The sequence below is a fragment of the Pseudomonas sp. BF-R-19 genome (genome assembly GCF_019956445.1).
In the GTDB taxonomy this organism is placed as follows: domain Bacteria; phylum Pseudomonadota; class Gammaproteobacteria; order Pseudomonadales; family Pseudomonadaceae; genus Aquipseudomonas; species Aquipseudomonas fluorescens_BH.
The window spans coordinates 15,694-37,577 of the sequence record NZ_JAHBDN010000068.1 but is presented as its reverse complement, the minus strand read 5'-3'; the positions used below and the strand labels follow the sequence as shown (position 1 = coordinate 37,577).

General features: G+C 62.4%; 22 protein-coding genes and 1 pseudogene. 13 read left to right on the top strand and 10 right to left on the bottom strand.

The features are described 5' to 3' along the window. The first annotated feature begins 210 nt into the window (after positions 1-210). Positions 211-840 carry a response regulator transcription factor gene (locus KGB28_RS19695; RefSeq protein ID WP_046040364.1) on the top strand — a complete coding sequence of 210 codons (630 nt, stop codon included), beginning with the start codon at positions 211-213 and terminating at the stop codon, positions 838-840. Positions 841-1,129: 289 nt separating this feature from the next. Here the strand turns inward: KGB28_RS19695 and feaR are convergent, their stop codons facing one another. Then, on the bottom strand, positions 1,130-2,050 hold the full coding sequence (gene feaR, locus KGB28_RS19690) for a transcriptional regulator FeaR (RefSeq protein ID WP_223447281.1): 921 nt from the start codon (positions 2,048-2,050) through the stop codon (positions 1,130-1,132). Between feaR and KGB28_RS19685 the strand changes: the two genes are divergently transcribed. Beyond that, complete coding sequence (locus KGB28_RS19685; protein ID WP_223447279.1) at positions 2,049-2,204, top strand: hypothetical protein; 156 nt, start codon at positions 2,049-2,051, stop codon at positions 2,202-2,204. The genes feaR and KGB28_RS19685 overlap by 2 nt on opposite strands. Here KGB28_RS19685 and KGB28_RS19680 read toward each other — a convergent pair. From KGB28_RS19680 to KGB28_RS19645, 8 genes are all read right to left on the bottom strand, one after another. After that, positions 2,201-3,151, bottom strand: a complete 951-nt coding sequence (locus KGB28_RS19680) for a PDR/VanB family oxidoreductase (RefSeq protein ID WP_223447277.1) — start codon at positions 3,149-3,151, stop codon at positions 2,201-2,203. The genes KGB28_RS19685 and KGB28_RS19680 overlap by 4 nt on opposite strands. A gap of 80 nt (positions 3,152-3,231) precedes the next feature. Then, a complete protein-coding gene (locus KGB28_RS19675; protein WP_223447275.1) occupies positions 3,232-3,972 on the bottom strand; it encodes an SDR family NAD(P)-dependent oxidoreductase in 741 nt (246 codons plus the stop codon). A gap of 10 nt (positions 3,973-3,982) precedes the next feature. Continuing rightward, the gene (locus KGB28_RS19670) at positions 3,983-4,483 is read right to left on the bottom strand and encodes an aromatic-ring-hydroxylating dioxygenase subunit beta (RefSeq protein ID WP_223447273.1); all 501 of its coding nucleotides are present in this window, start codon (positions 4,481-4,483) and stop codon (positions 3,983-3,985) included. Beyond that, positions 4,480-5,763, bottom strand: a complete 1,284-nt coding sequence (locus tag KGB28_RS19665; RefSeq protein ID WP_223447271.1) for an aromatic ring-hydroxylating oxygenase subunit alpha — start codon at positions 5,761-5,763, stop codon at positions 4,480-4,482. The genes KGB28_RS19670 and KGB28_RS19665 overlap by 4 nt, the downstream gene beginning before the upstream one ends. A gap of 23 nt (positions 5,764-5,786) precedes the next feature. Continuing rightward, the gene (locus KGB28_RS19660; protein ID WP_223447269.1) at positions 5,787-6,935 is read right to left on the bottom strand and encodes an amidase; all 1,149 of its coding nucleotides are present in this window, start codon (positions 6,933-6,935) and stop codon (positions 5,787-5,789) included. Beyond that, the gene (locus KGB28_RS19655) at positions 6,932-7,402 is read right to left on the bottom strand and encodes a nuclear transport factor 2 family protein (RefSeq protein WP_223447267.1); all 471 of its coding nucleotides are present in this window, start codon (positions 7,400-7,402) and stop codon (positions 6,932-6,934) included. The genes KGB28_RS19660 and KGB28_RS19655 overlap by 4 nt, the downstream gene beginning before the upstream one ends. Positions 7,403-7,405: 3 nt before the next feature. After that, positions 7,406-7,777, bottom strand: a complete 372-nt coding sequence (locus KGB28_RS19650) for a hypothetical protein (RefSeq protein WP_057715413.1) — start codon at positions 7,775-7,777, stop codon at positions 7,406-7,408. A gap of 31 nt (positions 7,778-7,808) precedes the next feature. Then, positions 7,809-8,972, bottom strand: coding sequence for an acyl-CoA dehydrogenase family protein (locus KGB28_RS19645; RefSeq protein ID WP_223447265.1), 1,164 nt, complete (start codon positions 8,970-8,972; stop codon positions 7,809-7,811). 231 nt (positions 8,973-9,203) lie between these two features. Here KGB28_RS19645 and KGB28_RS19640 point away from each other — a divergent pair, with 231 nt between their 5' ends. The 8 genes from KGB28_RS19640 (at position 9,204) to KGB28_RS19605 (ending at position 15,772) form a co-directional block, all read left to right on the top strand. Beyond that, entirely contained in the window at positions 9,204-10,676 is a 1,473-nt protein-coding gene (locus KGB28_RS19640) for an ATP-binding protein (protein ID WP_223447263.1), read from the top strand. A 364-nt stretch (positions 10,677-11,040) separates the two neighbouring features. Then, positions 11,041-12,189 carry an amine dehydrogenase large subunit gene (locus tag KGB28_RS19635; RefSeq protein ID WP_223447261.1) on the top strand — a complete coding sequence of 383 codons (1,149 nt, stop codon included), beginning with the start codon at positions 11,041-11,043 and terminating at the stop codon, positions 12,187-12,189. Positions 12,190-12,200: 11 nt separating this feature from the next. Further along, positions 12,201-12,740 (top strand): MauE/DoxX family redox-associated membrane protein, encoded by a 540-nt coding sequence (locus KGB28_RS19630; RefSeq protein ID WP_223447259.1) that lies wholly within the window; start codon positions 12,201-12,203, stop codon positions 12,738-12,740. A gap of 5 nt (positions 12,741-12,745) precedes the next feature. Continuing rightward, positions 12,746-13,372 carry a methylamine dehydrogenase accessory protein MauD gene (gene mauD, locus KGB28_RS19625; protein WP_090454794.1) on the top strand — a complete coding sequence of 209 codons (627 nt, stop codon included), beginning with the start codon at positions 12,746-12,748 and terminating at the stop codon, positions 13,370-13,372. A gap of 18 nt (positions 13,373-13,390) precedes the next feature. Further along, a complete protein-coding gene (locus tag KGB28_RS19620) occupies positions 13,391-13,912 on the top strand; it encodes a methylamine dehydrogenase light chain (protein WP_008050506.1) in 522 nt (173 codons plus the stop codon). Positions 13,913-14,137: 225 nt separating this feature from the next. Further along, positions 14,138-14,659 carry a cytochrome C gene (locus KGB28_RS19615; protein ID WP_223447257.1) on the top strand — a complete coding sequence of 174 codons (522 nt, stop codon included), beginning with the start codon at positions 14,138-14,140 and terminating at the stop codon, positions 14,657-14,659. Between the two features lie 111 nt (positions 14,660-14,770). Beyond that, positions 14,771-14,989: a DUF4287 domain-containing protein gene (locus tag KGB28_RS19610; protein WP_223447255.1), complete on the top strand. Its 219-nt coding sequence runs from the start codon at positions 14,771-14,773 to the stop codon at positions 14,987-14,989. 111 nt (positions 14,990-15,100) lie between these two features. After that, entirely contained in the window at positions 15,101-15,772 is a 672-nt protein-coding gene (locus tag KGB28_RS19605; RefSeq protein WP_223447253.1) for a class I SAM-dependent methyltransferase, read from the top strand. A 1,636-nt stretch (positions 15,773-17,408) separates the two neighbouring features. On the opposite strand, the gene metE is transcribed toward KGB28_RS19605, so the two are convergent. Next, positions 17,409-19,697: a 5-methyltetrahydropteroyltriglutamate--homocysteine S-methyltransferase gene (gene metE / locus KGB28_RS19600; protein ID WP_223447251.1), complete on the bottom strand. Its 2,289-nt coding sequence runs from the start codon at positions 19,695-19,697 to the stop codon at positions 17,409-17,411. A gap of 130 nt (positions 19,698-19,827) precedes the next feature. Here metE and KGB28_RS31830 point away from each other — a divergent pair. The 3 genes and pseudogenes from KGB28_RS31830 to KGB28_RS19590 form a co-directional block, all read left to right on the top strand. Then, positions 19,828-19,972: pseudogene (locus tag KGB28_RS31830) on the top strand (hemin-degrading factor); the annotation flags it as partial. Between the two features lie 149 nt (positions 19,973-20,121). Beyond that, on the top strand, positions 20,122-21,105 hold the full coding sequence (locus tag KGB28_RS19595; RefSeq protein WP_223447293.1) for a FecCD family ABC transporter permease: 984 nt from the start codon (positions 20,122-20,124) through the stop codon (positions 21,103-21,105). Continuing rightward, a complete protein-coding gene (locus KGB28_RS19590) occupies positions 21,105-21,872 on the top strand; it encodes a heme ABC transporter ATP-binding protein (protein ID WP_223447249.1) in 768 nt (255 codons plus the stop codon). The genes KGB28_RS19595 and KGB28_RS19590 overlap by 1 nt, the downstream gene beginning before the upstream one ends. Positions 21,873-21,884: the final 12 nt, after the last annotated feature.

The window sequence follows — 21,884 nt, the reverse complement described above, 5'->3', positions numbered from 1 at the left end:
ATGGAACAAGACTAAGGCTGTGGGCGCGCCGCAACCATTCTGACGATCCCCATGGCGAGGTTGGCTTTCCGCTAGTCGACTAGGTGGTTTCTTTATCGCAAGGGCCGGCCACAGTGGGTATTCTGCATACTGGTTCCAGAAAGATGAGCCAATGCGTGCCGCATGTTCCCGTGCGAAAACAATAATTAGAAAACTTTCGTGGCAGCCCCGATGGAAATCCGTAAACCGATTGTTTATATCGTTGACGACGACAAAGACCTGCGAACCTCGCTGGCCTGGTTGCTGGAGTCGGTCAGCGTGCAGGCGCAGTGCTTTGCCGGCGCCGAAGAGTTCCTCAGCCAGTACGACCCCAAGCAGCCCGCCTGCCTGGTGCTCGACGTGCGCATGCCGGAGACCAGCGGTTTCCAGTTGCAGGAAATCCTCAACCAGCGCGGCAGCACCTTGCCGACCATTTTCGTCTCGGCCCATGGCGACATTCCGATGTCGGTCACGGCGATGAAGAACGGCGCGCTGGATTTCGTCGAGAAACCCTACAACCCGCAGCAGATGATCGACCGCATCCAGGCCGCGCTGAAGACCGCCGTACACGCCCAGGCCGATCAGCAGCAGCGTCAGAACCTGCAAGGCAAGCTGGCACTGCTGACCACCCGTGAGCGGGAAGTGTTGATGCTGGTGATCGATGGCAAGGCCAGCAAGGTGATTGCCCGGGAGCTGAACATCAGCGTGAAGACCGTTGATGTGCACCGCACCAAGATCAAGGAGAAGATGGGCGTGAGCAGCATCGCCATGCTGGTGCGCGAGGTGCTGCACTTGCCGGTGGATGAGCCGGCGCGGCACTGAGCCTCCTGTATTTGCCGTCAGGCCGCCATCGCGGGCAAGCCCGCTCCCACATTTTGATCTCGGCCGGACACAGACTTTGTGTTCACCGCAGATTCAATGTGGGAGCGGGCTTGCTCGCGAAGGGGCCGACACATTCAACATGGATGGTGACTGACACACCGCTTTCGCGAGCAAGCCCGCTCCCACAGGTTGGTCCCGGTCGTACACAGACTTTGTGTTCACCGGAGATTCAATGTGGGAGCGGGCTTGCTCGCGAAGAGGCCGGCAGATTCAACATCAATCGCGGGTGTCAGATCTGGCTATAGCGCTTGCGATAAGCACCCGGTGACACACCAAAGCGCGATTTGAAGGCCGACGAGAAGTAGCTCGAATCCGAGAAGCCCCACGCATAACACAGCGCCGAAAGCTTCTGCTCGACATCGGCCCGGCGCAGGTTTTCCGCGCAGAAGTCCAGGCGGCGGTGCTTGATGTACTGCGCCACCACCAGGCCGCGCTTGGAGAACATCCGGTACAGGCCGCGCACGGAAATCCCGACTTCACGGGCAATCAGCTCGGGGCACAGTTCTTCGTCACTGAGGTGCGCGTCGATGAAGGCGATGATCTTGCGAAATTGCCGCTCATGGGCGTCTGCACCGCAGTCGCGGGCGCTGATGCCCGGCAGCAAGAGGCTGGCCAGGGCATCGAGCACGGCCTCGCTTTCCTGCATGTCCAGCCCTTCCTGCTGGCGGGTGTCCAGCACCAGCTTGTTGGCCATCGCCGCCAGGGGGCTGCCGGCCGCGATGCGCGTGGCGCAGTTGACGGCATTGAAGTGCGAACCGCGCTCGACCACCTGGCGCGGCAAAATCAGCGACAGTTGTCGGCAATCGTCGTTGTAGATCATGTCGCTCGGACGGCTGGCGTCGATCAGGGCAATGTCGCCACAGCCCAGTTGCGCGCGGTTGTCGCCCTGCTCCAGTTGCGAGCTGCCCCGCAGCTGGAACACCGCGTAGTAGTGGCCGTCGCTGCTGGTGCTGACGTCCTTGCTGGTGCGGTACAAATGCACGTGCGCCATGTCGACCACACTCAGGTTGATCGCACCGCTGCGAAATTCCGCCAGTTCGCCGTAGAAATCGGTGTCCAGCGCCCGGGCATCGAAACGCCCACAGGCCTGGTTCACCTGGCTCAACCAACTTTCGAACGCCTCGTTGCGCACCGTCGATGCTGTAATCATGTCCGCAAGCCTCAGGTTTTTGTTGTTATTTTTCGACCGCTTCATCGAGCGGTTCGTCAAAACGGTTGTTTCTGTAGCCATCGCCTCCCTCGACGGCCGCCGGGCGCCCATTCAACAGGCTCCGGCCCAAGCTTTCCAGTCGACTTTCTGTTAAAGGTCCAATACCAGACGAGCGGAAAGCGCCCGTGATACACACGCGCAAATCTGCTTGTTGGACGCCTTTTCCTTGTTCGACAGACAGTTGTCACGGTGCTCCGGCAAGCCGTCCAGCACCTCGACGATGCAGGTGCCGCAGATGCCTTCGCGGCACTCGGTGTCGATGTCGCAACCGTGAGCCTGCAACACGTCGACCAGGCTGGCGTTGGCCGGCACTTGCAGCACCACGCCGGAACTGGCCAGTTCCACTTCGAACGTACCGGCCGGGGCGCTGTTGGCGGCCGGGTCTGCTGCAAAGTGCTCCAGGTGAATGGCATCATTCGAGCGGGTGCGGGACGCCACTTCCACCACTTTGTTCATGAAGGGTGCCGGGCCGCAGGTATAGACGTGGGCGGCGCTGCCGGCACGCTCCAGGCATTCGCTCAACGCTGCGTCGAGATCCGCGGGCTCCACGCCGTAGTGAAATTCCACAGACTCAGCAAAGTTCGTTGCCAACAGCTCGGTAAACGCCGCGTACTGCGCCGAGCGGGCGAAATAGTGCAGGCGATACGGCTGGCCGCTTTCCGCCAATTTGTAGGCCATGCTCAGCAGCGGCGTGACACCGATACCGGCGGCGAACAGCACGTGCTCGCTGGCCGTTTCATCGAGGCGGAACAGGTTGCGCGGCGCACCCATTTCCAGCTCCATGCCCTCTTCCACTTGCTCGTGCAGCGCGAGTGAGCCACCGCGCGACTGCGCTTCTTTCTTCACCGCCACCAGGTAGGCGCGGCGATCTTGTGGCGGGCTGCACAGCGAATACTGGCGGGTCACCCCGGTCGGCCCGGTCAGGTCGACGTGGGCACCCGGTTCATAGGTGTCGAGCGGCTGGCCGTCACTGCGCACGAGGCGAAAGGAACGGATATCCAGCGCTTCGTCGACGATCCTTTCGATCTTCACCTTCATCATTGCATCACCTGAAACTTGAGTTATTTCTATTAACGCGGGCGCCTGTAGTCCAGGCACCCTGTTCTTTGCCAGCGCGCCAATCAGCGCATGAACAAGCCGCCGTTGACGTCCAGGCACGCGCCGGTCACGGAGGTCGCGTTGTCGGCGACCAGCAGCAACACGCTGTCAGCGATGAACTCGGGGTCACCGAGGGTGCCGGCCGGGATCATCTTCAGGATCTGCTCCAGACGCTCCGGAGCCACGGTTTCACGCACCACCGGCAAGTCCAGCGGACCCGGCGAGATGCTGTTGACCGTCACGCCTTGGGGCGCCAATTCACGGGCAAAAACCTTGGTCAGTGTCGCCACGCCGCCCTTGGCCGCCGCGTAATGCGCGCCAGTGGCGGTGCCGCCGTTCTGTCCGGCCAGGGATGCGATGTTGACGATGCGACCGAAGCCGCGCTCGGCAAAGTGCGCGCCAAACACCTGGCAGGCAACAAAGGTGCCGCGCAGGTTGATCGCCATCGACTCGTCGAACTCTTGCGGCGTGATGTCCATCAGCGCGGCGACTTTCGACACACCGGCGTTGTTCACCAGAATGTCAGTGCCGCCCCAATGGGCAGCGAGCAGGTCGCGGGCGCGCTGGAAGTCGGCCTTGCTGCGCACATCCAGCTCGATGGCGACGGCCGTGGAGCCGCTGCCATCCAGCTCGGCGGCCAGATGCCGCACGCCATCGAGGCGCACATCCGCCAGGCCGACGCGATAACCCGCCGCATGCAGACGACGGGCGATGCACTCGCCCAGTCCGCGCGAGGCACCCGTTACAAGGGCTACTCGACTCATGATGTTGCCCTCACAAAAGGAAGCCGAGCGCGCTCAGGCTGTCGGTGGAGTTGATCAGACGCACCACTTTGCGCTCCAGGGTCGGCACGCCATCGGTGAAGCGAATGCGGTGGTTCAAATCAGCCACGAACGGCGTGTGTACGCCGCGCTTGTAGGCGTACAGCAACTGCGCCGAGTTGACTTCGACGATGTCGCCGGCCGCTTCCACCAGGCGGAAACGCGAGATCGTGCGGATGGTTTTCGCCGCATCCACCGCCGACGGCGAGTAGCCGGCGGTCAGGCGTTCGATGCGCAGGTCACGCATGCGCGCATCGTCGTAGGCGTAGTTGAGGGTCGCCTCAAAGTCTTCGGTGTCCGGGTCGATCGGCACGATGTACTTGCCGCTTTCGCTCCACAGGGTCGCCCATTCGGCGTAGTGCTTGTGGTCGAGCAGTTCGGCTTCGCGCCAGATGAACTCGATGGCCTGGGCCAAGGGACCGGTAAAACCGTTCAGGGTGTCTTGATTGCTCATTGGCTCATCATCCTTTTCCACATGTCGTAGGCACCGCGCATGCCGCCTTCGTCGGTGGCGTGGCTGACCTTGTCGCCGTTTTCAGCGGTGATTTCGCGGTTCAGGCCGCGGTTGACCAGGATTGGCGCATCGACGCCGGCGTACGAACCGCGCTGCACGCGATCCCAGGCCTCGGCATCGTCAGGGCTGCCGAAACCGAACGGGCCTTGGAAGTGTTCGTGGATGCGCATGCGTTCGCGGTTGGCGATTTCCGGGCCGCCGTCCATGCCGAGGGCCACGTGGCGGATCTCGGTTTCGCTGACCGACACCGGGCGCAACACGCGGAAGAACGACATCGACATCGCCACGTTGGGGAACAGGTTCAGGTTGAAACCGGCGCCGTGCAGCGAGCGCACGATGCGACGGACCTGATCGGCCGGCATGGTTTTCGACAGTTCTTCAGTCACATGGGCGAAGCGCTCCTGCAACTGTTCGGTGCCGTCGTCATGATCGAGATCGACGTGCTCCGGCACCATCACCATCACGCTGTGGCCGTTGCCCAGCGAGTGGGTCACGGCTTGTTCGTCGGTCATGAACGAGAGCATTTCCGAGGTTTCTTCATCCACCGACGACATGAACGACTTGTGCACGATCGGGAAGTGGTAACCGTCGGTGGTGTTTTCCAGCTGGATCTTCCAGTTGCCCTTGAAGCTGAATTTGTGTTCGCCCTGGGTCTTGATCGGGTAACCGGCGCCCTGCTTCATGAACAGGTCCATCCAGTGTTTGGCGCCGCCAAGGAAGTCTTCCAGCGGTTCGATCTTGTCGTTGTAGCTGGCGAAGACCATGCCGGCGTAGCTCTCGACGCGCAGGCTGGTCAGCGGCAGTTCGGATTTCTCCAGGATGCCTTCGTAGCCATCCGGATACGGCAGCGCACGCAGCTTGCCGTCCAGGCCATAGGACCAGCTGTGGTACGGGCAGGTGAAACCGGTGGCGTTGCCCTTGTGCTTCTCGCACACGGTGGCGCCACGGTGGCGGCAACGGTTTTCCAGCACGTTGATGTTGTTCTTCTTGTCGCGCACGACAATCACCGGGCGACGGCCGATGGTGGCGGTCTTGAAGTCGCCGGAATTGCGCACTTCGCTTTCGTGGGCAACCCACACCCAGGTGCGGTAGAAAATCTTGTCCAGCTCGGCTTCGAACAGCGCCGGGTCGTTGTACAGCGAGACGTCGACGCGGTCATGCTGGACCAGGTCTTCGGGGCTTTTCGACGTTGCGATCAGCTGATATTCATGAGTGCTCATGCGGTTCTCCTCATGGCTTCTTTTTATGATTTTGTTTTAGAGCCAGGCCGTTCACCGGCCATGCTCTGTTGCAGTTGCGCGCCGAAGGCGCAGACCAGTTCGTCCTGACCTTTGCGCCCGACGATTTGCAGGCCGACCTTCAGCCCACCGCAGTCGAGTTCCACCGGCACCGTCAGGGCCGGGTGGCCGCTGAGGTTGAAAGGCCGAACCAGCGGAGTCATGCCGGCCACGGCCTTGCTGCCGGCGCGGGCTTCGCTGAGGGTCGGCGGCAGGCTCGGCAGCGTCGGCAGCAGCAATACGGCAAAGTCTTCCAACGCCGCGTCCACTTGTTGGGTGAACGCTGTGCGCACGGCTTCGGCCTCGGCCAGGTCTTGGCGCGTGGTGCGGCTGGCCGCCAGCAAACGTGTTTCCACATCGGCGCCGATCAGGCCCTTGCCGGTCAGGTGGCCGAACGCCGCCCAATTTTCGAAATTGATCACGGTCAGGCCGGCGGTGAACGCCGCTTCGAATTCGCTCAGGTGCAGGTTGCTGCGACGCCATCCGGCGCGGTCGGCGGCGGCACCCAGGCTGGCTTGCAGGTGCGAATCGCAGGCCACCTCGAGAAAGCCGACCCTGGCGCCATCGCTTGGCAGGCCTTGAGCGGCAAAGCCCGGGCAGATCACCTGCATCGCGGCGATCAGGTCGTCCATGCTTTTGGCGAACGGCCCGACGCAATCGAGGCTGGACTCCAGCGGATGGGCGCCGACACGGCTGACGCGACCATAAGTCGGCTTGAGCCCGGCAATCCCGCAGCAGGCTGCCGGCACCCGCACTGAACCACCGGTGTCGGTGCCGATGGCGATGTCCGCCAGGCCTGCCGCGACCGCCGAAGCCGAACCGCTGGACGAGCCGCCAGGAACACGGTCCGGCGCTTGCGGATTGATCGGTGTGCCGGTCCAGTCGTTGATGCCGGTCACGCCGAACGCCAGTTCATGCAGGTTGGTCTTGCCAACGATCTGCCAACCAGCGTCGAGGATCGCATCGACCACTTCGGCGTTTTTCGTCGCCGCCGGTGCATCGGCAAATGCGCGGCTGCCCGAGCGGGTCGGATGGCCGGCGATGTCGATAGAGTCCTTGATCGCTACGCGCTTGCCGTTGCCACCGAGGAGGAATTCGCTGATGAACGTACTCATGCACTCAACTCCGTATTGAACAAACGCTGCGTACGGAAATGCGCGATCAGCCAGGCGCCGTCGACACAACGAAAATCGATGTTCAGGCGCGTGCCGAACAACTCGTTGCGGCCATCGGCGTAAGTCGAGATCTGCTGCATGATCCATTGCCCCTGCGCCGCCTTGCCGTCGACCACGATCGACTCGCTGGTGAGGTAATGCAGGTTCAACTTGAAGTGATCGGACGGCGGCAAATAACCACCGACAAACGCCGCCACCGCCGCACGTCCGTGATGCTGGCCGAAGGTCTGCGCCGTCTGGCTACCAACGCCTTCCCAGATCGCATCTTCAGTGAACAATTGCGCCAACTGGCTCTGATGAATCGCCGCCCGCGGCACATCGCACAGGTCCATGTAGCGCGCCATCAGGCGACGCACTGCGCTTTCCCCTTCGAGCGTCGCCAGACGCTGCAGCAAGGCCTCGTTCATGGCTTACACCTTGGCCGCATCAGGAATGGTCAACGGGCGACCGATGCGCGCTTCGATCTTCGCGTAGCGCCACAGGCTGTACTGGCCGACCGGCGTGGTTCGGAACAGGTTGCAGGCGTCGATCACCGACTGGTGGCAGTCGACGTCGGCCATGATGTACACGGTCCAGGGCGAGGTGGTGGACGGGCCGACCATCAGGCGGTCGTCGTCCATTGCGCCGAGCACGGTGATGCCGGGCATGGCGCCGAGGTCACCCATCATCTGGCTGAAGCCTTTCCACACGCTCAGGCCTTCGCCGGTGGGCAGGTCGAAAAAGTTCTGGGTGATGCCGATGCAGAAGACGACGCGCAACGGCTCTTGGGTGGTTTGCGACATGGGTGAGATTCCTTGAAAAAGTAATGGGGATTCAGATGTAGCCCGGGAACGGCGAGACGCCGAGGAACACCGAGCCGGCGCCGTCATACAGGCCTTCGCTGAGGAAGGCGTGCTGGGTCACCACCATCGAATCGCGCAGATAGCGCTGAAGCGGATGGCGCAGGTAAATAGCGGTGGTGCCGGCCAGGCTGTAGGCGCTCTGCACCACCTCGGCACCGGCCTGGGACACGTGAATAGCCGACAGGCGCAACAGGCTGGTTTGCTCCGGCGTGACCGGGTTGCCGGCCAGGATCGAGTTCCACACCTGTTCGGTGGCGTTGTAGAAAAAACCGCGGGCGGCGCTGAGCTTGGCTTCAGCCTTGGCGATCTCGATGCGCACGTAGGCGCGGTCGGACAGTTTCGGCGCGCCGGTGATGCCGCTGCCGGCCGCCATACGGCTGATTTCGTCGAGGGCCGCACGGGCCAGGCCGAGGTTGACCACCGCCAGCACTTGCGCGGCGTAGGCGATCGACGGGTAGCGGAACAGCGGTTCGTCGATGGTCGCGGCACCGCCACGGATGAACGTCCAGCGCTCATCAACGCGTTTATCGGTTACACGCAGGTCATGGCTGCCGGTGCCCTTGAGGCCGACCACTTCCCAGTTCTCGACGATGTCTACCTGCTCCGGGCGAAATACTGCGGTGCGCGGCTTGCCGCCAGCGGCGCCGATGCCAACGCCCAACAGGTCTGCGCCTTTGCAGCCGCTGGCGAATTTCCAGGTGCCGTTGACCTGATAGCCGCCTTCTACGGCCTCGGCCGATTGCAAGGGGAACAAGCCACCGGCGAACACCAGGTCAGGGCTCTCGGCGTAGAGTTCAGCCAGGGTTTCCCGCGGCAAGGCTGCCAGGTAGACCCCGGCACTACCGAAGCTGGCCACCCAGCCCGCCGAGCCGTCGGCTTCGGAGATGCGCTCGATCATTTGCAGAAACAGCGCCGGTGCCAGGGCGTCGCCGCCGAAGCATTTCGGCGTGGCGGCGCGGTAAATGCCCACCTGCTTGAAGCGCTCGATCATGTCCCGAGGCACGTGGGAGCCGGTGTCGAATTCTTCGCGACGCTGGCGGACCTCATCCAGCACTTGCTGGAATAGCTGACTCTCGACCATTGGCACGACCGGTTCGGACACAGGGTCTTGTTGCGCGACAGCTGAACGCAGCATGGGCTAGTTCTCCGTTTTGATTATTGTTAGTGGGGCGGCACCGAGAAGAGGCGTGGTTGCCCTTGCATTGAGGTCCAGTGTAAAAACCGCGTCCCGGCACAACTATTGGTGCGTGCAACCCCCTCACTAAAGAAAACCCCTAGCCCCCCACCGATTACCTCTGAGCGCATCCCGCTGTGCGAGCAGGTATAAAACGCCATACTGCAAATCTCTGCCGCCAGGGGCCGTGCGATGTACCAGCCAAAACCGAACGACTTTTATGCGCTGATCGAAGCCATGCCGCTGTGCATCATTCTTCATGACGCGCACACCAAGGAAATTCTCTGGGCCAACGCCGCAGCCCTCGCGGCGCTGGGCTTTACCCTGGAAGAACTGACACCGCTCAAGGCCCCGGACATGACCCGCGACGCACCGAAGTACCGGCGCTCGGTGGGCTTGCGCTGGCTGGAAGGTGCCGCGCGTACCGGGCAGCGGGCCATCGAGTGGTGCTATCGCTCCAAGCAAGGGGTGGAGATTCTGTCCGAGGCGGTGGCGACCCTGGTGCACCTGGACGGTCGCGACGTGTTGATGGTGCAGTTCCGCGACATTTCCAAGGAGGACAAGGTCAAGCGCGACCTCAAGCGTTTCGAGAGTCGACTCAAGGCCTTCATGCAGGACCTGGCCGAAGGTGTAGCGGTGCTCGGCCCCGAGGGCGACATTCGCTTTATCAGCGACTCCGGCGCACACCTGCTCAACAGCGAAGTGCACAAGCTGATGGGCAAGAACTTCCTGGCCTGGTGCGACGACGCATCCGGCCAGCGCCTGTTGCAACAGCTTGCCCATGAGAGACCGAAGCACGCGCCGTTCAACGTGCATTACAAGGTGCAGCGCCGCGATGGCGAGTGGCGCTGGCATGACGCAACCTGCCGCTACATCGAGATAGAGGACGATCTGGTCGGCCATCTGCTGCTGTTCCGCGACGTGACCGAACAGGTGCAGGCCGAAGAGGCGCGGCGGGTCAGCGAGCAGAAGCTCGAATACCTGGCGCGCTACAACGCCATGGGTGAAATGGCCGTGGCGATTGCCCACGAGTTGAGCCAGCCATTGGCGGCGACTCGCAACTTTATTGAAGGCGCAGTGATTCGCCTGGGCAACGCCGGCGAAACCGATCAAGGCGTCGCCTGGGGCTTGCAGAGCGCCGTGCGGCAGATCGAGCATGCCTCGGTGATCATCAAGAGCGTGCGCGATTACGTGGTCAAGCTGGAGCAGACCGAAGAACTGGTCGACCTTAATGAACTGCTGCGCGAAACCCGCTACTTCATCAGCCTGCGGGCCGATCCGAGCCGGGTGCGCGTGGAAATCGTCACCGCGTCCGAACCGCTGCGGGTGAGTTGCGAGAAGGTGCTGATCGGCCAGGTGATCCTCAACCTGGCCTTCAACGCCATTGAGGAAATGGCCGACTTGCCGACCGAACGACGCTTGCTGCGCATTCATGCCAGCGCCGACAACGGCGTGGCGCTGGTGCGCATCGAAGACTGCGGTCGAGGTATCCAGGCCCAGGCGCAGGAGAAACTGTTCGACGGATTTTTCTCGTCCAAGGTCAGCGGTAACGGCATTGGCCTGGCACTGTGCAAGAACATCATCGGCCGCCACCGTGGCGATATCTGGGCGCAAAACCTCGAGCCGTGCGGCGCTGTGTTTACCTTTTCCCTTCCCCTCGCCTGACGTACTCAACCCCTGTGGCCTGATCTACACAAACCCTGTGGCGAGGGGGCTTGCCCCCGTTGGGCTGCGAAGCGGCCCCCAACAATCCTACAGGCAGACCGAATCTCCTGAATTTGCGGCGGCTTCGCCACCGAACGGGGCAAGCCCCCTCGCCACAAGTGCAGCTTCGCCCTTCCCCCCTCTGACGCCAGTAAAACCCCTGCATTATCAGCTTGTGCAGCCAGTTTCATGACACTGGCACAGACACACAAACACTTGGCAGGCAGGGCAATTCTCCCGATCGCGGGGCACGGCAGAATCAAAGGGTAAAAATCTGCCAAAGCACCCGCGATCCGCGTTACCAACAATTCAGGAAGTTCCCCTTATGCGAACAAACAGGATCTCCGTACAGTCAGCGCTAGGCCTGAGCCTGCTTGTACTCGGTTTGAACAGTGCCCGCGCGGACTTGCCCGCCGGTACGATTGGCCAGACCGTTCTGGCGTTTCCACCCGAAGCTCACCGCGCGTTTGTCATCGACGTCGAGTTCGACAGCTTCGTGGCTGGCCGCGTGACCGTGGTCGACCCGGACCAGAAGCGCATCCTCGGTATGGTGCCGACCGGTTTTGCTGCGCCGTCGACCCTCAGCCACGACAAGAAGACCCTCTACAGTGCGGACATCTGGTATTCCCGCGGCACCCGCGGCACCCGCACCGACGTGCTCACTGCGTGGGACAGCTCGACCCTGTCGCCATCCTGGGAAGTGCTGATTCCGAACAAGCGCGCCGAATCGTTGACCCAGCGTTACTCGCTCAAGCCAAGCGGCGACGACAAGTTCGTCTACGTCTACAACTTCACCCCGTCGACTTCGGTGACCGTGGTCGACACCCAGGCCAAGGCCGTTGCCACGGAAATCGCCATCCCCGGTTGCGTGCTCAACTACCCGGTCGGCAATCGCCGCTTCGCCTCGCTGTGCGGCGACGGCAGCCTGCAGGTGGTGACCCTAAACGATCAGGGCCAGGAAACCGCGCGCAGCCGCACGCCATTCTTTGATCCGAACGCGGAGAAACTGGTAGAGCGCGCCGTCAACGTCGGCGACACCTACTACTTCACCACCACGACCGGCACCGTACGCCCGGTGGATTTCGCCGGTGATGCGCCGAAAGTCCTGCCTTCCTGGTCGCTGGTTTCCGACGAGGAAAAGAAAGCCGGTTGGGCGCCGGGTGGCTGGCAGCTGATGGCCGTGGCGCCAAAGCTGGATCGCCTGTACGTGCTGATGCACGACGCCCACGAACCGTTGAAGTGGGAAGACCCGAGCCCGCTGATCTGGGCCTTTGACCTCAAGTCCCACAAGAAAGTCGCGACCCTGGAAGCACCGGTTCCGGTGTGGAGCATGCAGGCCACTGGCGACGACAAACCGCTGTTGCTCGGCACCGATGTGGAAGGCGGTTTGCAAATTTTCGATCTGAAGACCAACAAGCTCACCGGCAGCATGCCGAAAGTCGCCAAAACCGCGACTCAGGTCCTGAGCTACTAAGAGGTTCGGCCATGCACACAGATCCGATCTTCATCATAACCAGCGCCATCGCCATCGCGGTGTTGCTGGCCAGCGCCGCGACCCACAAGTTGCGCGCGCCGGCCCGCTTCGCCCGGCAGCTGGCGGACTATCAACTGCTGCCCGAGGCGCTGGTGCGCCCGACGGCACGGTTGGTGCCGTTGCTGGAACTGGCCATTGCCTTTGCCCTGCTGGTGCCGGTCAGCCGTGGTTATGCCGCGTTGAGCGCCGCCAGCCTGTTGGCCCTGTACGCCGCCGCCATCGGCATCAACCTGTGGCGCGGTCGCGCGGACATCGACTGCGGTTGCGCCGGTCCCGACCAGGCACAGCCGCTGCGCCCGGTACTGCTGGCGCGCAACAGTGCGCTGGTAGCCCTGGCGCTGTTGGCCAGCGTGGCGCCGGTTGTCCGTGACCTCAACTTGTTCGATGGCTTCGTGACCCTGGCCGCCGCCGCTGTCGCGCTGCTCATCTACGCCGCGGCCGATGGCTTGCTGGCGAACTCCCCTCTTCTGCTCAAATTGATTGGTAGGTAATCGAAATGGAAGGCTTGATTGTTTCCAACGTTCTGCTCTGGGTGCTGCTGGTGGCCGTGGCGTTTGTCGTCATGGGCCTGGTGCGGCAGATCGGCGTGCTGCACGGTCGCCTGGCGCCGGCCGGCGCGTTGATGGTCGACAAAGGTGTGGCGGTCAATGAACCCGCGCCGCAAGTCACCGCCAGCGACCGTCACGGTCGTCCGGTGAACTTCGGTTATGCCGGCGAGAAATCGCAACTGCTGTTCTTCCTTTCGCCGACCTGCCCGATCTGCAAGTCGCTGCTGCCGGCGATCAAATCCATCGCCAAGGAGCAATCGGACCGCCTCGACGTGGTGTTCGTCAGCGATGGCGACATGGACGCCCAGCAAGCGCTGATCCGCGAACACAAACTCGAAGACGCGACTTATGTGGTCGGCCCGGAAGTGGGCATGACCTACCAGATCGGCAAGCTGCCGTACGCTGCGCTGATCGACAAGGCCGGCACCCTGCGCGCCAAAGGCCTGGTCAACTCCCGCGAGCACCTGGACAGCCTGTTCGAAGTCGAGCATTTGAAGCACGCCACGCTGCAGCAGTACCTCAATGCCCAACCGCACACCCACGATCACGACCACAGCCACGGCCATAGCCACTGATAAGGCAGGGAGACCTTTATGAAACTGCTGGATCTGTTGTTTGAGCGTTCGTCCCGCCGTGTCGCCGACACCACTTCGCGCCGTAAACTGCTGGCGCGCATGGGTTCGCTGATGGTGGCCGGTGCCGCCCTGCCCCTGCTGCTGCCGCTGGATCGCACCAGCAAGGCCCTGGCCGCAGAGCCTGCGCAGGCCGGCGACCCGGGTGATCCGAACAGCTGCGACTACTGGCGCTACTGCTCCATCGACGGTTTTCTGTGCAGCTGCTGCGGTGGGTCGGTGACGTCCTGCCCACCAGGCACCGAAGCCTCGCAAGTGACCTGGATCGGCACCTGCCGCAACCCGGCCGACGGCAAGGACTACATCATTTCGTACAACGACTGCTGCGGTAAGCAGAGCTGCGCCCAGTGCGCCTGCACCCGTAACGACAGTGAAGAACCGGCCTACCGCCCGTTCAACAACAACGATGTGAACTGGTGCCTGGCCGCCAAATCGCACATCTACCACTGCACCGTTTCGGTCATCCGCGGCGTCGCCGTTTAAAGAACGCGCTTTTCGCCGGTTGTTCGCGCAACCGGCGCTTTTTTTCTGTGGCTGCCTTTCTTTTTTTTAGCTGTCCTCTGTACCTGTAGGAGCGAGCCTGCTCGCGAAGGACGTCAACGATAACGCGGGCTATCTGGTTTAACGCGTCGCCCTTGAGTTCTTCGCGAGCAGGCTCGCGCCTACAGGGAACCAGAGCCAAACCGGTCATCAGCGGAGTTGGGTTACATGCGTAGTTTGATATTGCTCGGTCTCGTCTGCGCCCTTGGCGCCCCGCTCGCCTATGCCCGGGCCATTCCCGACCCGAACCAGCAGCACGCGCCGGGCAATGAATCGCTGCAAACCCCGATTGCCCAGGCCGGTTACAGCGTAGGCGTGAACTACCAGCTGCAATGCGCCGGTTGCCACCTGGGCGATGGCAGCGGTTCCGCTGCCAACGACACACCACGGATGAAAGGCTTTGTCGGCAACTTCCTGAAAGTCCCCGGTGGCCGCGAATTCCTCGTGCGGGTGCCGGGCATGTCGCAGTCGGCGCTGAACAACGCGCAACTGGCGGACTTGCTCAACTGGCTGATGCGGGAAGACGGCATGGCGGGCAAAAGCGTGCCGGCCGACTATCAGCCTTACACCGCCGAAGAAGTCACCGCGTTGCGCGCCAGGACCATGCTCAACTTGCCCGGTACCCGTAGCGAGTTGATCAAGGCCATGCGTGCCCAGGGCATCGCGATCGATGACGGGATGAATTACTGAGAGCGACGTGGTTCAGGTTCGACTATCTGGACGATGGACGCGTTGACGGCAAATAAGTAACGTAACCGGTGCTGTTTTCGAACCTGGAAAATCGAAAAGGGAGTTTGCATCGTGACCGAAGAGACAAAAACCAAAGGACCGGCTTCGTACTTCCCGTCCATTGAAAAAAAGTACGGGCAGCCGATCAGCCATTGGCTGAACCTGCTCAAGAACGTCAGCGACAAGAAACACATGGAAATGGTGGCCTGGCTCAAAACCGAACACGGTATGGGTCATGGTCACGCCAATGCGTTGGTTGCCTATCATCTGGCAGCCAGCAAAAGCGCCTAGCCACGGGTCCATCCTTCCCTGCGCTATCGGTGGTGCCGGGTAAAACCGGCTCCACCGTAAATATTCTGTTGCCCTATCCTTTCATCCAACCCATCACGCCGGACATCGACCATGTCAGCCCCCGAAACGACTCTCCTCGACAGCTGGCACCACAACGCCCGGGCCTGGATTGACGCCATCCGCTCGGGCACCATTGAAAGCCGCCAAAAGGTCACCGACCAGGCCATCCTGCTGGCGGTGCTGGGTCGCCAGCCCGAGCGTGTGCTCGACCTGGGTTGCGGTGAAGGCTGGTTGTTGCGTGCGCTGGCAGACCGGGGTATCGAGGCGGTCGGCGTGGATGGCGATGGGACGCTGGTGGAGGCAGCACGGACGGCGGGCGCTGCGCCAGTGCATTTGGCGAGCTATGAACAGTTGGCAGAAGCAGAAGTCGACATCGGCCGCGACTACAACCTGATCTGCGCCAACTTCGCCCTGCTGCATCAGGACATCATCCCCCTGCTCGCCGCCATGAGCACCCTGCTCGCCCCGGGTGGCGCGCTGGTGATCCAGACGCTGCACCCGTGGGCGGCTGCGGCGGGCGATTATCAGGATGGCTGGCGGGAAGAGACCTTCGCCGGTTTCAAGGGACAGTGGCAGCCCATGCCGTGGTATTTCCGCACCCTGTCCAGCTGGTTCAATGCGCTGGACATGGCGGGGTTTATGCTGGCCGGCTTGCAGGAGCCACAGCACCCGCAAAGCCCCGTACCGCAGTCATTGCTGTTGGTGGCCGAGCCACGGCGCTGAGTGATGCAAATCCGTTGGAGGCTTGCTCGCGATAGCGGTCTGGCAATCACTTCATTGCTGGCTGTCGAGTCGTCATCGCGAGCAGGCTCGCTCCCACAGGTTCAGTGGCTGTACGCAAAATCTGCGAACCACCCAAATCAACTGTGGGAGCGGGCTTGCTCGCGAAGAGGCCGGCACATTCGACATCGATGCCGCCTGACACTCCGTCATCGCGAGCAGGCTCGCTCCCACAGGTTCAGTGGCTGTACGCAAAATCTGCGAACTACCCAAATCATGGTGGGAGCGGGCTTGCCCGCGAAGAGGCCGGCACATTCGACATCGATGTCGCCTGACACTCCGCCTTCGTCGGATCGCCGCCCGGACCAAGCCCGCTCCCACAGGTTCAGTGGTTGAACGCAAAATCTGCGAACCACCCAAATCACTGTGGGAGCGAGCCTGCTCGCGATGAGGCCGGCACATTCAACATCGATGTCGCCTGACACTCCGCCTTCGCGAGCAAGCCCGCTCCCACAGGTTCAGTGGTTGAACGCAAAATCTGCGAACCACCCAAATCAACTGTGGGAGCGGGCTTGCCCGCGAAGAGGCCGGCACATTCGACATCGATGCCGCCTGACACTCCGCCTTCGCGAGCAGGCTCGCTCCCACAGGTTCAGCGGCTGTACACAAAATCTGCGAACCACCCAAATCATGGTGGGAGCGGGCTTGCCCGCGAAGAGGCCGGCACATTCAACATCGATGTCGCCTGACACTCCGCCTTCGCGGGCAAGCCCGCTCCCACAGGTTCAGTGGTTGAACGCAAAATCTGCGAACCACCCAAATCAACTGTGGGAGCGGGTTTGCCCGCGAAGAGGCCGGCACATTCGACATCGATGCCGCCTGACACTCCGTCATCGCGAGCAGGCTCGCTCCTACAGGTTCAGCGGCTGTACACAAAATCTGCGAACCACCCAAATCATGGTGGGAGCGGGCTTGCCCGCGATGAGGCCGGCACATTCAACATCGATGTCGCCTGACACTCCGCCTTCGCGAGCAAGCCCGCTCCCACAGGTTCAGTGGTTGAACGCAAAATCTGCGAACCACCCAAATCAACTGTGGGAGCGGGTTTGCCCGCGAAGAGGCCGGCACATTCGACATCGAAGTCGCCTGACACTCCGCCTTCGCGAGCAGGCTCGCTCCTACAGGTTCAGCGGCTGTACGCAAAATCTGCGAACCACCCAAATCAACTGTGGGAGCGGGCTTGCCCGCGAAGAGGCCGGCACATTCGACATCGATGCCGCCTGACACTCCGCCTTCGCGGGCAAGCCCGCTCCCACAGGTTCAGCGGCTGTACACAAAATCTGCGAACTACCCAAATCATGGTGGGAGCGGGCTTGCTCGCGAAGAGGCCGGCACATTCAACATCGATGCCGCCTGACACTCCGCCTTCGTCGGATCGCCGCCCGGACCAAGCCCGCTCCCACAGGTTCAGTGGCTGAACGCAAAATCTGCGAACCACCCAAATCAACTGTGGGAGCGGGCTTGCTCGCGAAGAGGCCGGCACATTCAACATCGAAGTCGCCTGACACTCCGCCTTCGTCGGATCGCCGCCCGGACCAAGCCCGCTCCCACAGGTTTCAGTGGTGCACCCAATACAGCGTCAGGCCCATTCTTTACGCAGTTGACGTGCCGCATTGACCATGTGCACCAGCGCCGCTTCGGTTTCCGGCCAGCCGCGGGTCTTCAGGCCGCAGTCCGGGTTGACCCACAGGCGGTCGGCGGGAATACGCTTGGCGGCCTTGCGCAGCAGGTTGGCCATTTCCGAGGAGTCCGGCACCCGTGGCGAGTGGATGTCATACACGCCCGGGCCGATTTCGTTCGGGTAGGCAAAGGCTTCGAACGCGTCCAGCAGCTCCATGTCCGAGCGCGAGGTTTCGATGGTGATCACGTCGGCATCCATGGCGGCGATGGACTCGATCACATCGTTGAATTCGCTGTAGCACATGTGCGTGTGGATCTGGGTTTCGTCACGCACACCGCAGGCGCACAGGCGGAACACTTCGGTCGCCCAATCCAGGTAGTGCTGCCACTGCGCCTGGCGCAACGGCAGGCCTTCGCGGAACGCGGCTTCGTCGATCTGCACGATCTTGATCCCGGCAGCTTCCAGGTCCACCACTTCGTCACGGATCGCCAGCGCCAGCTGACGGGCTTGCACTTCGCGGCTCACGTCTTCACGCGGGAACGACCACATCAGCATGGTCACAGGACCTGTCAGCATGCCCTTCATCACCTTGTCGGTGAGGCCTTGGGCGTAGCGGATCCACTCCACGGTCATGACTTTCGGACGGCTCAGGTCGCCGAAGATCACCGCCGGTTTCACGCAACGCGAACCGTAGCTCTGGACCCAGCCGAAACGGGTGAACACGTAGCCGTCCAATTGCTCGGCGAAGTACTCGACCATGTCGTTGCGCTCGGCTTCACCGTGCACCAGCACGTCCAGGCCCAGGTGTTCCTGGACTTGCACGGCGTGACGGATCTCGCTGTGCATCGCTTCGGTGTATTCGGCTTCGGTCAGCTTGCCTTGCTTGAACGACTGGCGAGCCAGACGGATCGACGCGGTTTGCGGGAACGAACCGATGGTGGTGGTCGGGAACAGCGGCAGGTTCAGGCCGGCGCGTTGCTTGGCGATACGCTGGGCAAACAGCGAGTGACGCTGGCTGTCCTTGGCGGTGATCGCCGCAACACGCGCCTGCACGGCCGGTTTGTGAATGCGTGGCGACGCAGCACGGCTGGCCTGCACGGCGCGGCTTTGAGTCAACGCTTCAAGCACCTTCGGCGCTTCCGGTTCATTCACCGCCTGAGCCAGCACCGCGACCTCTTCACACTTCTGCACGGCAAACGCCAGCCAGCTTTTCAGCTCGGCATCGAGCTTGTCCTCACGCCCCAGATCAACCGGGCAGTGCAGCAGCGAGCAGGATGGCGCGACCCACAGACGATCACCCAGGCGTTCTTGAGCGTGCTGCAGTGTGGCCAAAGCGTTTTCCAGATCGCAGCGCCAGACGTTACGGCCGTTGACCAGGCCCAGCGACAGCACTTTGTAGGCCGGCAGACGATCGAGGATGGTCGGGTACTGCTCAGGCGCACGCACCAGATCGATGTGCAGGCCGTCCACCGGCAGGTTGGCGGCCAGGCCAAGGTTCTCTTCCAGACCACCGAAGTAAGTGGCGACCAGCTTCTTCAACGGGTCGCGCTGAATCAGGTTGTAGGCACGCTCAAAAGCGTTTTTCCATTCCTGTGGCAGGTCGAGCACCAGGATCGGCTCGTCGATTTGCACCCACTCGACACCCTGTGCCGCCAGACGCTGGAAGATCTGGCCGTACAACGGCAACAGACGATCCAGCAGCTCCAGCTTGTCGAATTCGGCGCCCTTGGCCTTGCCCAGCCACAGATAAGTCAACGGGCCGATGATCACCGGCTTGACGTTATGCCCCAGTGCGCGGGCTTCTTCGACTTCTTCGAACAACTGGTCCCAGCCGAGCTGGAACTGCTGATCGGCGCTGAATTCAGGGACGAGGTAGTGATAGTTGGTGTCGAACCACTTGGTCATTTCCTGGGCGTGCGCGCCGCCGCAGCAACTGTCGCTCACACCACGCGCCATGCCGAACAGGGTTTGCAGGCTGGCCTTGCCATCGTGCGGGCGGAAACGCTCCGGGATCACACCGAACATCAACGAATGGGTCAGGACCTGGTCGTACCAGGCAAAGTCGCCGACCGGCAGCAGCTCGATGCCGGCGTTTTTCTGCAAGTCCCAGTGGGTCTTGCGCAGGTCGCGGCCCACGGTGCGCAGACCGGCTTCGTCGAGCTCGCCCTTCCAGAACGCTTCTTGAGCCTTTTTCAGTTCGCGGTCGCGACCAATGCGCGGAAATCCAAGGGAATGGGCCACAGCCATGTCAAATAACTCCAATGCGTTCAATGGGAGCCATTGTCCGCAGTGCCAGCGAGTGAGACAAACTCATTTTAATCGTGATGATCACAAGTTCTTCTCATGATCGTAGGCGCTACTCAACCGACGCTGCATGGATATCGGGTTCAACGTGCTCGCCCCAATGTCCAACCTGGCACCTGAAAACCTCTGGCATGACCAAACCGTGGCGTGTGCGTAAGCCGAGCGTCGATGGCATCATCACCCGCTACGAAGGTTTCGATGCCCGCCCCCCTCTGATCGGCTAAGGAATAGTCCCGATGCGTATCAAGACACTGCTGGCCTGTGCCACGGCGTTCTACCCGGACGCCACGGCGCAGACCGCCAGGATCAACCCATGACGGCCATTTTTCGGCCGCGTCCGACGTTGATCTTTTTACTGCTGTTGCTGGTGCTGGTGTTCTGGCTGTCCCTGGCCCTCGGGCCGGTCAGCCTGCCGCTGGGTGATACCTTGCTGGGCGGGATGCGCCTGCTCGGGTTGCCATTTGACGGTGGCGACACGCAGCAGGCGGAGTTGATCCTCGGGCAGATTCGCCTGCCGCGCAGCTTGCTCGGTATCGCCGTGGGCTCGGTTCTGGCGTTGTCCGGCGTGGCGATGCAGGGGTTGTTCCGCAACCCCTTGGCCGATCCGGGTCTGGTCGGCGTCTCGGGTGGTGCGGCGCTCGGTGCTGCCCTGGCCATCGTCGGCGGCAGCCTGCTCGGTGGCTTGCCGCCGGCGATCGAGCCCTACCTGCTGTCGGTCAGCGCCTTCGTCGGTGGCTTGATCGTCACGGCAGTGGTGTATCGATTTGGTCGTCGCAACGGGCAGACCGACGTCGCCACCATGCTCTTGGCGGGTGTGGCGATGACGGCGATGGCCGGTGCCGGGGTCGGTCTGTTCACCTACCTGGCCGATGATGCAACCTTGCGTACCCTGACGTTCTGGAACCTGGGCAGCCTCAACGGTGCCAGTTACCCGCGCTTGTGGCCGTTGCTGATCGTCACCCTGGGCGTGGCGTTGTGGTTGCCCCGTCGCGCGGCGGCACTCAATGCCATGCTGTTGGGTGAGTCGGAGGCCCGTCACCTGGGCTTCGACATCGAGCGGATCAAGCTTGAGCTGGTGTTGTGCACGGCGCTCGGCGTCGGCGCGGCAGTCGCGGCGGCCGGGCTGATCGGTTTTATCGGCCTGGTGGTACCGCATCTGATGCGCCTGCTGGTGGGTCCGGATCACCGGGTGTTGCTGCCCGCGTCGTTGCTGGCCGGTGCCAGCCTGCTGTTGCTGGCGGATCTGGCGGCGCGCCTGCTGTTGGCGCCGGCCGAATTGCCAATCGGCATCGTGACTGCACTGATCGGCGCTCCGTTCTTTCTATATCTGTTGGTGCGAGGGCGTTCCTGATGCTGCGGGCAAACAACTTGCTGGTACGTCGCGGCAACCGCACGGTTCTGGCGAACATCGATATCGAGTTGCGCCCCGGTGAAGTGCTCGGTGTGCTGGGGCCGAACGGCGCCGGCAAAAGCACCCTGCTCGCGGCCTTGTGTGGTGAGCTGGCGACCAGTGAAGGCAGGGTCAGCCTCGACGAGCGTCCACTCGCCGACTGGCCGGGTCAGGAACGGGCCAAACGCCTGGCCGTGCTGCCGCAGAGTTCGAGCCTGAACTTTGCGTTCTCGGTCAATGAAGTCGTGGGCATGGGTCGTTTGCCTCACGCCAGCGGTCGGGTGCGCGATGCCGAAATCGTCGCCGAGGCGCTCAAAGCCGCCGACGCCCTTCATCTGGCCGAACGCAGTTACCTGGCCCTGTCCGGCGGCGAACGCCAGCGCGTGCATCTGGCGCGGGTGCTCGCGCAGCTCTGGCCGGGCGCCGCAGGGCAAACCCTGCTGCTCGATGAACCGACGTCGATGCTCGATCCGCTGCACCAGCACACCATTTTGCAAGCCGTGCGTGACTTCGCCGAGCGTGGCGCGGCGGTGCTGGTGATCCTGCACGACCTCAACCTGGCCGCACGTTACTGCGATCAACTGTTGCTGTTGCAAGAGGGCCTGCCCCACGCCTACGGTCCACCGGCAGAGGTGCTGACCGCCGAAGCGCTGGCGGCGGTGTATGGGTTGCAAGTGCTGATTCACCAACACCCGGAACGCGGCCACCCGTTGATCATCGCGCGCTGATACCGCCCCCTC